The following is a 13,664-nucleotide window of genomic DNA, read 5'->3' on the forward strand; positions in this document are numbered from 1 at the left end:
GTGACCAAATTCCTGCGTCGGACCCGCTCCGACGTGCAGGATGACGTCGGTCTGGCCAATGAAGGCGCGCTCCACGAAGCCGATAACACCCTTCACCGCGAAGAAAATTACCGCATCGAGGCCCTCGAGCCGCGGCTTTTGCTCTCGGCGGACCCGGTGTTCGGCGAATTGGCCCGCGTTGCGGCGACCGCACATCAAATCGACCCGATCGAAGGGCTTTCCGCCCTAGTTCAGACCGTCGATGACCTGCATCAGCAGGACGAATTGGCAGCCGATCACGATCCCGAGGAAGGCCCGCAAAGCGATGTGGCCTGGCCCGAGGATTGGGCGCATGAGCCGGAAGTGGCACCGCTCGAAGCGGTCGCCGAACCGGCACGCGAACAGGCTGCAGCGCTGCTGGAAACGGCAGCGGACCAGCTTCATTCCGGCGGTTTTCTGACTGCCGTTCAGGTGCAGCAGCTGCTGGAATCGGCGCTGTCGTGGCTGGAAGATATGCCCCATGCAGGGCAGGACCCGATTGGCAGTTCCGTGGCGGACCTGACGGGTCACGAGGCGACCGGCCCCCCGGCTGCGACCTCTAATACACTGGAAAATAACGAAAACACTGACAGTCCGGACGCCGGGTCTGTCACTGCTGGCTCCGACGATACCAGCGAAAATCAAGGGGATAGCCCGGCTGACGAGGGCGCAGAGCCGCAATATCTGCTTCTCGACGCCACCGCGGACAGCACCGATACCGGCGCTGCGGATATCACCGAGGCTCAGGTCGCCCCGATCTTCCAGGAAGCCCTCGCTCAGTGGGCCAGCCGCACCGACGCGGCGATCCTGTCGCAACTCACCTTTACCATCACCGATCTCGAGGACGGCGCACTCGCCCGTATCACCGGCACGCTGATCGAGATCGACGCCGACGCTGCCGGGGCCGGTTGGTTCATCGACGCGACGCCCGCCGACAGCTCCGAATTCGATCTGCTCGCAGGCGACCGTCTGGTGGCGACGGACGGTGCGGCCTCCGAGGGCGTCGACCTCTACACGGTTCTGCTTCACGAGATCGGCCACGCACTCGGCCTAGACCATGATGCGGACGCTGCGGTGATGAGCGCGACGCTCGGCACCGGCGAGCGCATCGGTCTTCCCGACGCGGCCCCGAGCCTCGGCGCTCCGGTCGCCGGCGCGATCTCGGAAGCGGGTGGCGCGCTCGACGGCACCGCCGACAGCAACCTGACCTATACCGTGAACCTCGACGGCACCGTCACCGTCAACGGCACGACCTATGGCACGTCCGGCGCCCCGATCACCTCGGTCGCGGCAGGGGCCGGCCTCAGCGACACGATCGAGGGGCCGGATGCCGCGACGGTCTGGACGATCACCGGCATCAACGAAGGGTCGCTGAGCTGGAACGGCCTCACCATCACCTTCACTGGGGTCGAGCGTCTCGAGGGTGGCACCGATGCCGATGCCTTCGCGATCGACGGGCCGGGCTTCGTCACTGCAGGCTTCGCGGGCAATGCCGGGCTGATGGAAATCTCGGTCGGCGATTTCGTGAGCCTCGCGACCAGTGACGGCGTCGGCGCGCCGATTGGCTATACCACCAATACCGGACTCGACGGTGTGCTCTACGAAGTGGGCACCGGCACGACGACCGCCGTCACCGGCGGTCTCGAGGTCACCACCATCGCGCTCACCAGCGGCTCGTTCTTCGCGGGCAGCGGTGCGAACGGCTACTTCACCCTCGGCCAGCCCAACAGCTCGGTCGGCTTCGCGGTCGACAACCTCAGCTTCTCGGTCAAGATGATCCGCGAGACCGCGACGGGCCGCCAGTGGGTGATCGCCAATGGCGCGGTCGATGCGCTGGGTCTGGTGAATGTCGACGGCGTGACCGCCACGCTCTCGAACGGCACGCTGGAACTGGTGACCTCGCAACTGACCGACCCCAACGATGCGCTGAGCGCCAAGCTCGTCGTCTCCGCGATCGACAGCGTAGCGACGGGCGCGACCGCGCCGCTCGCGAAAGTGTCGGGCAACGTGACGCTGGCCATCGGCGGCGAGGTTCTGATCGCGGGCGGGTTCAGCTTTACGAAGACCATCGTCAGCGGCCTGACCGGCGCGACCGACACGATAGGCGATCTGATGGTCTTCGGCTTCGACGCGGTCAAATTCTTCGCGGGCACCGGTGCGGTCTTCGACACGAGCGGCCCGGTCACCGTCGACACCACCAACGCCTTCGGTTTCTCGGTCACCGGCTTCACCGGCACGTTCGCGGTGCTGAGCGCGGGCGGCACCACCTATACCGGCATCGACTTCTCCTTTGCCAACGCGACCCCGGTCGGTATTACCGGGCTGACCGCCGAGGTGAGCAATGTCGCGGTGCAAGTGAACACCGCGTCGGGCGTCGCTACCCCGCTGAATTGGGATCAAGGCGCGCTGAGCGATGCCGGGCTGACGCTGAACGGTGCGCTCACCAAGGTCGCAGCCACCGCGACGCTGATTGTGAATGACGCGGTCTATGTCAGCGGCACCTTCGCCCTGGAAAGCTCCGCCAAGACCGGCGTGACCTTCAATGGTGCATCTGAGGATGGCGATTACTTCACCCTCTCGATCATCGGCGGGCGCCTCTTCGCGGGCGTCGGCGCCGAAGTCTCGGGCGGCAGCTACGACCTGACCAATGCCACCGGCTTCGAAATCCCGACGCTCAATCTCACCCTGGCCATGTTCACCGTGACCTCGGCTGGGGCGAACCTAGGCCAGAAGGTCACCGCGCTGGAACTCTCGACCTCGGCGACGCTGCACGGGATCAGCAACGTGACCGCGTCCGTCGATGCGCTCGACGTGACCTATGCCAGCATGGCGTTCGACTGGACGCAGGTCGGTGGGCCGAGCTTCAGCTTCGACAGCACCTTCTCGGGCTTCACGATCGATGTGCGCGCGGTCTTCGCGATCAAGAGCACCGTCCTGCTCGCAGGCGATATCGCGATCACGGTGACGAAGCAGACCATCGCCGCGGCGGATAATCCGCTTGGTACCGATCTGACCGATGCGCAGGTGATGACCTTCGCGCTGGCGGACGGCTACATCTTCGTGGGCAGCGGTGGCAGCTTCACCACCGATGTCGACGGCAAGGTCAACGGGCTGACCCGCGATGGCGACAGCAAGCTGGTCGGCACCGGCTTCGGCGCGGAAGGCGTGCTGTTCGAATTCGCCTCGGTGAACAATGTCGATGGCACGACCGGCGCCGTTCTGAACGCCTGGAGCGCGATCAAGCTCCATGTCGGCACGGTGGAAGTCGCGGGCATTCCGGGCTTCACGCTTGCAGTCAGCGATTTCGTGGTCGAAGTGAATGCGCCCGATACCAAGGGCGGGATGAACCCGACGGTGATGACCTGGAAGGGGCTCGATCTGGGCACGACGCTTGCGCTGACCGACGCCACGGACGGCTTCGACAATACCGAGCGCTTCTTCATCGGCGCCACCATCGACGAGCTGAACATCTCGGATACCGTGCTGCTGACCGGCGGCTTCTCGGTCGAGAAGACCGCGGGCACCTCGGTCGGCGGCGTCACCGGAGATCTGCTCTACATCACGCTTACCGATCTGGACCTCTTCGCGGGCTCGGGCGCAACCATCGGCGCGAGCGGGCTCGACACCACAAATGCCATCGGCTTCTCGGCGATGGGTGGCAATTTCTACATCGGCATCCTGACCACCACCGACCCGACCCCGGTCAGCTATACCGGCGTGTCGGCGAGCCTCGCGAGCCTCGGTCTGGTGAATGTCGAAGGCGTGACGCTGGACCTTGCGAGCCTGAAAGTGCTCTACAACTCGGTCAGCGATAACACCCTCTCCACTCTCGACTGGTCGAGCCTGTCCGGCCTCGAAGAGGTGACCGACACGGTAAGCCTCGCGGTCTCGGGCAAGCTGACGCTGGCGGTGGCCGATTTCGTCTACTTGCGCGCGGGCTTCGGGCTGAAGGCGATCGACGTGACCGCGCAGGCGGGCAGCACCGAGACGCTCGATCTGCTCGATATCACCGCGGGCAAGCTGACCTTCGTTATGCTCAGCGATGTCGAGTTCTTCGCGGGCACGGGCGCGTCCACCACAACGGATGAGGCGACCGGCACGACCACGCTCGCCCTCGCGAGCGATGCTGCGGGTCTCTATGCGGCGGGTGGTAATCTTGCGCTTGGCCTGCTGACCGACACGACGACCGGCGTGAAATACACCGGGGTGATCGGCTCGTTGAGCGCGCTGGAGGCCAAGGGCATCGACGCGGTTCAGATCAAGCTGTCGGGCATGGCACTGGCCTCGAACTCGACCACGGCGCTGACCGGCCCGCGCCTCGACTGGTCGAGCGTGAGCGATACAGACGTGACCACGGCGCTTGGCGATCTGGGTCCGGGCGATCAGCTGGCCGTGTCCGGCACGCTGTCCGTCGAGATTTCCGAGACGGTCTTCGCGCTCGCCACCTTCAACTTCTCGGCCTCGACCGAGACGATCGACGACACCGTCCAGGCAGCGATCACCGATGCGCAGGTCACGCGGCTGACCCTGACGAATGTGAATTTCTTCGCCGGTGTCGGCGGTGCCTTCGATGACGCCAATGCGCCCACCGCGATTGCCGATCAGGGCACCGGCTTCCTTGCCTCGGGCGGCACGCTCGAACTTATCGTCGTGAAAGAGCAAGTCGGCACCGCCACGCCCAAGAGCTGGAGCGCGCTGTCGCTCTCGGTCGATTACGTCGGGATGCGCGGACTGCCCACAGAATTCGCGCTCGGGGTCACCGGGCTCTACTTCCGCATGAACACGGCCTCGGTCGGCGCGACCAAGCTGGATTGGTCGGCCATTGTCGACTCGGGCGCGAACCCCGGGATCGCTCAGATCAATGCCGATACCGGCATCGCCTTCGGCGGCACGCTCGATCTGGCGCTCGACGGCTTCGTGCTGGTCTATGGCACGGTCAAAGGCTCGATCTCGACCGCCGATATCAACGACGGCGAGATCACCCTGACCGCCGCAGATATCACCAGCTTCAAGATCACCGGCGCGCAGATATTCGTCGGTGCGGGCGGCGCATTCGACCGTGATGCGACCACGAACGAGGTCACGGGTCTGCTCGATCAGGGCACCGGCATTTATGCTTCGATGGCGGCGGGCGATGCCTTGGAATTCGCGCAGGTGACCCGCCTCGGCGTGCTGACCGATAATGCGGCGACCAACGACAACGACGCGACCACGCAATGGGATGATGAGACCGTCACCATCGGCTGGACCGCCTTGCGCGTCACCGTCGCGAGCCTTGGCCTGCGCGGCATCGACGCCTTCCAGATCACCCTCGCGGACCTCGCGGTCGACGGGAATTTCGCGGCCATCGACGGCACCTTCCTGAACTGGGCGTCGCTGGGTGCAGTCACCGGGCTCGACATGCTGAGCCTCGCCGATGCCACCGACGGCCTGACCCGCGACGACGGCTTCTCCGTCTCAGGCACCGTGTCGGAACTGAACGTGGCGGGCGTGATCGTGGCCTCGGGTACCTTCGGCATCAAGAGCTTCACGAGCGACATCACAGTGCCCTCGGGCATGACGACCGAGACCGTGCTGGGTGCGAATATCCTGATCTTCACCTTGTCCGATCTGAATCTCTTCGCAGGTGTCGGTGGGGCGCTTCTGTCCGACGGCACGATCGATCCCGATCAGGGCACCGGCTTCGTGGCCGAGAACGCCTCGCTGCAACTGGTGCTGGTGAAGGAAGATCCGGCAGGCGTGACCCTCCCGGCCGTGCCGCGCAGCTGGACCGCCGTTGCGCTCGACGTAGCCACGGTGCGTCTGCAGGGGCTGCCGAACACGGTCACCGTGCAGGGCCTCGACCTCTATTTCGGCTTCAACGGCCCTGATGCGGTGAATGGCGAGCGGATCGACTGGGCCGCGACCGGTGTCACCGAGATCGGCAACCTCGCTTCGGTCGATCTGTTCGACGTCACCGAGATGGGCGCAAGCTTCAACATCGCCTTCGGCGGCTATGTCGAGTTCACCGTGGACGGCTTCGTCACCGTCGCTGGCACGATGGCGGGCCAGATTCGGACCGAGACGCTCGACGACCAGAACGGGCTGATCGTCGAGGGCGCGTCGGTGATGACCTTCTCGCTGACCGGCGGTTATTTCTTCGCGGGGCAAGGCGGCGTGTTCACCCGCACCGATGGCAAGATTACGGCTGTCAGCACCACCGAAGGCACCGGGATTTACGCGAATAACGTGGGCATCGAGTTCGCCTCTGTGACCCAGACCGCCGACAACCCGCTGACGACAGGTGTGGTCGAGACCCGCACGGTCAAGAGTTGGTCGGCAATCCTCGTGGCCTCGCAAAGCGTCGGCGTGACCGGCCTTACGGGCTTCACGCTGAAAATCTCGGATGTCGCGGTCGAAGCCAACTTCGGCTACACCGACCCGCTGAACGCGGCCAACAACTCGGTGATGAACTGGAAGGGCCTCGATCTGGGCCTGACGATCACCGACAGCACGGATGGCTATGACGCGACCGCGATCCTGTCGGTGACCGGCACCGTGTCGGAGCTGAACGTCGCGGGCGTCGTGATCGCGACGGGCACCTTCTCGATCAAGAGCCTGCTCGCCGATGTGGCGGTCGCCACCGCAATCGACGCCGATGGCACGCTGAGCGGGGCGAAGGTTCTGATCTTCACCCTGAGCGATCTGAACTTCTTCGCCGGTGTCGACGGTATGCTCAAGGGCGATGGCACGATCGATCCCGATCAGGGCATGGGCTTCGTGGCGCAGGGCGGCTCGATCGAGCTGGTGATGGTGGCAGAAGACCCGGCCACCGTGACCTCGCCCGCCGTGGCCCGCAGCTGGATGGCCCTGTCGCTGCGCGTCGATCAACTGGGTCTGCAGGGCCTGCCGCTGACCGCGACGGTGAAGGATCTCTACTTCGCGATGAACGGCGCCGATGCGGACGGAAACAAGCTCGACTGGGGCGCGACCGGCGTCGATCAGATCAACGCGCTGGCCGATATCACCAATCTCGACGCGGGCTTCGGCATCGAATTCGGCGCCTATGTCGAAGTGCAGATCGAGGGCGCGATCCTGCTGGCAGGTGGCCTGTCGGGTGTGATCCGCGATCTCACCGTCGACGATCCGCAGGGCGGCACGATCAGCGCCAAGGCCTTCTCCTTCTCGATCGACGGCGCCTATGTCTTCGTCGGCGCGGGCGGCGAGTTCACCTATGACGAATTCGACCGGGTCGACGCGGTCGCCAATGCGGGCACGGGCTTCGCGGCCGAAGGGCTCGCCTTCGACCTGATCTCGGTGACCGAGGTGGTCGATCTGGTCGCAAACCCGAGCGCCGTCGCGCGCAGCTGGACCGCGATGTCCGCCCATGCCGACACGATCTCGCCGCGCGGCCTGCCGCAGGGGCTGGACCTGACGGTGACCTCGCTCGACTTCACGGTGAACGGGCGCGACGCCACCAATAGCGACCAACTCGACTGGGCACCGATCATTCAGGATCTGGGCGTCGACGCGGTTGCGCCCGAAGACGGCACGGATCTGGTGATCTCGGGCGGTCTGGATTTGGATATCTTCGGCTTCGTCACCGGCTCGGCCACCTTCGACATCGTGATGCGCAACCAGATCGAGGCAGAGCTGGATAGCACCAATGCGGGTCTCGAAAACGCGAGCCTCATGCTGATCGGCCTGCATGTGCAGGACCTCTTCGTCGGCCAGCCCGGCGGTGTGGGCCTGTCGGTGGCTTCCGCCGATATCGCGCTCGCGCTGATCAAAGCGACCCCGCCTGCGAACAGCACGCTGCCCGTGACCGTCACGCCTTCGGCGACGGCGGTGCTGGGCAATATCCAGGGCGGCACGCTCGCCGGTCTGCCCGAGGGAATGGAGCTGACGGTCAACGCCTTCTCGCTCGACTATTACGCAACGAAGCCTGCCGGGAACGGTATCACCACCTTCTTCGACTGGAACTCGATCGATCTGGACGGCACGCCCGCGCAGGGGGATCCCGCGAACGATCCGCCCGCCGCTGTCACGTTCACCTATGGCCCGAACGACGAGGTGGCCACGTTCGACGCCAGCGCAGACCGCACGCAGGTCGTGGGCTACCTGACGGTCAACGCCTTCGGTTTCGTCGATGTGGGCGCGAAGTTCACTCTGTCGCAGGATATCGTCGATGTGGACGTGAACCACGACGGCACCTTCGATATCGCGACCGACATGAACGATGCGGTGCTGACCCGGATCAGCCTGAGCATTAATCCTGCGGACGAGGCTGCAAATGGCGGCGACGCTCCGGCGGATTACGAGGCCAAGTTCTTCATCGGCATTCCCGATGGTCCCGGCATCACCATCGCGAGCGCCGATATCCTGCTCGCCTCGATCAAGGCGGCCAATCCGCTCACCGACACCCGCGCCTTCACCGCGCTCAAGGCCGATATCGCCTCGGCCTCGCTGACGGGGGTCGATCTGGTGGACATCACGCTCGACACGCTGTCGCTCGAGATGAACAAGGCGAATGATGCGACCGGCGTGATCGGCGTGCTCGACTGGGGCCAGTCGATAAATCTTCTCTCGACCGAATGGACCGATGGCGACACCGGCATCACCGGTCAGGACCTGCTCGCCGCGACGAATGGCAATGACGTCGACCCGGCGACCACTGACACGGTCCTCGATATGAGCCAGTCGGGCTTCTCGCTCTTCGCGGGTGCGACGATCGTGATCGAGGACTTCGTCCATATCGAAGGCCAGATCACGCTGACCAAGACCGACAAGGTCGCAGCCCGCATGGTCGGTTCGACCACCTCCTTCGAGGCTTCGGTGCTGTCGATCGGTATCTCGGATGCCGTGGTCTTCGCCGGGGTCGGCACGCCGACGATCACCAATGGCGAAGTCGATGCCACCTCCGATGCGACGGGCGTCGCGCTCTCGCTGCAGCGCATGGGCCTGCATATCGTCAAGGAAATGCCGCTCGATCCGGCGAACCCGACAGCCACTCCGCTCAAGAGCTGGATGGTCGTGAAGGCGACGGGCGGGGCCTCGTTGATCGGCGTCGACAATGTCACGGTCGATGGCTCGCTCACGCTGATCATGAACCGCGGCGGCAACGAAACGACGCCCTACAATACGCTCGACTTCACCTATGGCGGGGTGGGCGGCACCTGGGACATCACGGTCGGCGCCGAGACGATCACCTTCGACGAACTGACCGTGGCGACGCTGGAAGTGTCGGGCTCCCTGACCATCGGCTTCGACTCCTATGTCTTCATCCAGGGCGAGTTCGCCTTCACCCAGTCGAGCGAGATTTATTCCGCCCTCGTCGCGGGCACGAGCACGAGCCGCAATCTCAAGGCGGTGACGGTCGGCGCACAGCATGTGAACATTTTCGTCGGCACCGGCTACGACCTGACCAAGGCCTTCGGCGATCAGGGCGATGCGGTCGGCCTGAAAATCACCGATGCTTATCTCGCGCTCGCCATGTTCAAGACGGTCGACGCAAATGGCGTGGCGCTGGCCGCGACCGATCCGGCGGCGGCTTCGTACATGGCGCTGAAGGCGGGCGGCACGGTCGAGTTGGTGGGCATCGACGGGTTGACGCTCTCGGGCTACGGGCTCGAGGTCGAGCTGAACCAGGGCAAACTTCTGAGCACGCAGGCCAAGGAAGCGCTGAACCTCGCAAGCTTCGATGGCGGCGGTTTCGACGTGAAGGTGAGCGACACCGATACCGTGACGCTCGATGCCAATGGCGCGATCCTTGCAGCGTCCGGCTTCGTCGTGCTGGGCTTCGAGGATTACGTCTTCCTTGCGGGGCAGGTGGCCTTCCAGAAGGGCGCGACCCTGACCGTGGGCGCGGTATCGGACCAGAAGTTTGCCGCCACCGAAATCTCTGGCAATGGCATCAGCGCCTTTGTCGGCACCGGCGGGCCGTATTTCGAGGTCGATACCTCGGGCGCCACCCCGGTCGTGCAGCCGATGGCCGATACCTCGGGCGCGCAGGGTCTGGTCCTGACCAACTTCTCCTTCCGTCTTGCCATGCTGAGCCAGGTCGATGCCAATGGCGTCGCGGTGGTGGGCGGCGAGAAATACACCGCGCTCTACGCTTCGATCGCAGAGGTGGCGCTTGCCGGTATTCCGGGCGTCGCGATCAGTGCGAGCGGCGTCGAGCTCAAGCTCAACCAAGGCAAGTCGGGCACCGCAGGAGCGGGCGCCCAGACGATCCTCACGGGCTTCGACTTTACGGAGGTGACGGGCCTCGACCCCGGTGCCACGGCCTTTGCAGATATGACCCCGCTGCAGGCGTTCTACGACCTCAGCTACAAGGGCACTTTCCTCTCGGTCTCGGCTTATGGAGATCCGGTGGGATCGGGGATCGAGCTTCTCGTGAACCTCTCGGGCGATACGCCCACCAGCGCAGACGATGCCGACTTTGCCTTCTCCGGCGATCTGTCCTTCGAAAAGACCACGAGCGCGACGGGCGCGGTCTACTCGAAAATCTCGCTGACCGACATCACCCTGACATTCGGCGATTATGAATTCACCGGCAACGCGCTGCTATACCTGATGCCGCAGGGCATGGCGGGCAGCTTCTCGGTTACGCTTCCCGATATCGCGTTCGACGACGGCACCAATGCCTACCAGATCGGCAATGGCACGACGGCGACGCTCGAGATCAACACCTCCATTCAGGCGGTTTATGTCGAGTTCGCGAATGGCGACATCCTCGACCTGCCGCGCGGCCAGTTCCTGCGGGTCGAAGTCGAGAACGCCGCCTTCTCTGTCGACTTCAACGCGACTGATAACGACGATGACGGCACGATCGACGTGGGCAACGCCCCCGAGATCAGCCTGAGCGGCACGCTGATGTTCTCGCAGCTGACGACCGGGGTTGCTCCGACCCAGACCAAGCGCATGACCATCGCCTTCACCGGGGTCTCGGGCGGCTATACGGACTCGAATGGCGACGGCTTCACCATCGACGACGCGAAGGGCGTTATCCTGATCTATTCGGGTTCGGCTACGCCGTCGCTGAACGGCATTGCCGCGCAGATCGAGGCGAGCGCGCAAGGCTCGGCGGCGGGCTTCTCGGCCTCGGCCAGCGCGATCATCCGCATCAACACCACGTCGCGCACCGACATCTACGAAGAGGTCGACGTGGGCGATGCGACCTACATTCTCGACTTCCGGGGTCAGGCCAATGTGAACCAGATCGCGCTGGCCGAGGTGAAGCTGAGCTACGAGCCTTACTTCACCATCGAAGGCAGCCTGAGCGACATACTCCCGGCCGAACTGCCTGCGGGCGCGACCAGCGGCAAGATTGGGCGCAACATCTCGATCTTCCTCGGCGACGCGGGCGATCCGAACGATCCCAATGACGATATCGGCCTGCTGATCTCGAACACCACGATCGCGATCTTCGAATTCGGCACCTCCGCCAACCGCAAATTCGCGGTCTATGCGAAGGGCGAGGTTCAGGCGCTGGGCATTCCGGGACTCAATATCTCGGGCACGGTCGAAGTGTGGCTCAACACGTCGGGTGCCGCCTTCTCGACCACAGTGACCGGCTTCCCGCTGCTCGAAGGCGGCACCTCGGCCACTCCGGTCGCGATCACCTTCGTCGCCCCGCAGATGGAGCGCGTGAAGGGCTCGGTCGAGATCAGCTTCGGCGTGGCCGAGACCGGCGATCTGCTGGTGATCAGCTCCAACGACGTTCTGTTCAACAAGACGCCCGATGGCCGGATCTCGGTCGATGCGCCCGAGACCTCGATCACGGTGACGCCGCCGGGCGCCGACAGCTTCGGCATCGAAGGCGCGGCCCAGTTCAGCTTCGGCGGCGCGACCGGCTTCCAACTCACCGATATGCGGGTGACGGGCTACACGCTCTTTGGCGAGACCGTCTCGGTGACGCCGACGACGAACCTGCGCCCGCTGACCGCCGATATTGCCTCGCCGCTCAATGGCCAGATCATCAATCTCGACGGCTTCACCTATATCGACGTCACTTTCTACAACACCAACCGTCTGGATGCGGATGCCTACCCGGCCTATCCGCTGGGCATCGACCCGGACTCGATCACCGATATCGACCCGGAATTCACGATCACCGCACGCTACGGCGACACGACGGCGGCGATCACGGTCGATGGGGCAGGGGTGCTGGTCGAAGGCACGGCGCGCCCGACCTATCGCTACCAGATCACCACGCCTGTGAGCCTGTCCGCGAACACCACCTATGAAGTGCAGTTCCTCGCCAACTCCTGGCGCGATGCCGCCGGAGCGCAAAGCACTGCCGAATACGAGCGCTTCACGATCCGCAAGACGCCGGTTCAGAATGCGCCCGCGGCGAACCCGGCGACCGATCCGCAGGATCTGACCACGATCACCGCCGCGCCCTCGATCGAGCTGGCCTCGCCCTTCAATGGCGCGGTGATCGACAAGTCGATGCTGAACTCGAAGGGCTATATCGACGTCACCTTTGTGCTGCCCAATGGCGAGATCCTCGATGGAAGCTCGATCAATGGCGACGAGATCCGCTTCGTGCGCACGGGCGGCGCGTCGAACGTCAATCTGCTGACGAACACCAACGGCACCTACACGGTCGAGAAGATCGGCAAGACGACCTATCGCTATTACGTCTTCGCCGAGCCGCCCGCTGCGACCGCCACCGGCACGGGTGTGGTCGGCACGCCGACTTCGACCTCGACCTCGCAGGCGAACCCGGCCTTCAATGTGGGCGATGTGCAGGTCGAGTTCATCACCGGCACCTGGAAATACACCGATCGCGGCGCCAATCTGGACAGCACCTCCGACGATGTCGTCTATTGGTTCGGCGGCGAGAACGGCTCGGTCGCGTCGCCCGCGAAGACGACCGCCTATGTGCAGATCTTCAAGGTGCAGGAACTGCCGGCGGCCGAGGCTGCGACCCCGATCAAGGTCGGTCCGGTCTCGATCCTCGCGCCGAAGGTCGGTCTTGCGAAGCTCGGCTTCAAGGACGGTCTGCTGGTCCTGACGATCTCGGTCGGAGCGGAAAGCGCTTCGCTCGCCTTCGGTGGCACCGCGACCCAGAATGGGGATGGCACCCAGACCAATAGCGGCGGCACCCAGATCACCCTTACCAACCTGCTGGTGAAGTTCGATATCGGCATCGACGTGATGGGCGTGATTTCGGGCGGCGGCGACGATCCGGTCGTCTCGCTCACCGGCAAATGGTCGATCACCGCCGACAAGTTGACGGGCTCGATCCCTGATGTGGTCCTCTTCGAGGCCGACCGCATCAAAGTCGAATACGATCCCTCTTGGACCGCGCCCGAAACTCCGGTCGCGGGCACGCCGGAGGGCGCGGGTCAGGAGATCATCAAGATCGACACGATCAAGGTCACCTTCCCGAAATTCGGCATCGCGGGCCAGATCACGACCTTTGAGGGCGTGCGCGGCCTCACGATCTACGACAACGGCTTCCGCATCGGGCGCGGCGAGATCATCTATTCGGGCACCGGCGCGGGCTCTGGTACCGGCACGGGCGCGGTCGAGCGTACCGATGGTGCTACCGGCAAGATCAAGTTCGGCTCGATCCTTGAATTCGACGACCTGCGCATCGGCGTCACCGACTTCTCGCTGATCTTCGGCCAGGACGTGACTTTCGACGGCACGATCTA

1 protein-coding gene (cut by a window edge) is annotated in these 13,664 nt (G+C 64.4%); it reads left to right on the forward strand.

What is annotated here, in order from left to right; genetic code table 11:
* Nucleotides 1-13,664 carry the 5' portion of a matrixin family metalloprotease gene (locus DEM26_RS05300; RefSeq protein WP_146194434.1) on the forward strand. The gene runs 24,592 nt beyond the window's last position, so 13,664 of the gene's 38,256 nt are visible here — the first part of the coding sequence; its start codon is at nt 1-3; the stop codon falls past the right edge of the window.

The organism is Thioclava sp. NG1 (assembly GCF_003122275.1).
Classification (GTDB): Bacteria; Pseudomonadota; Alphaproteobacteria; order Rhodobacterales; family Rhodobacteraceae; genus Thioclava; species Thioclava nitratireducens.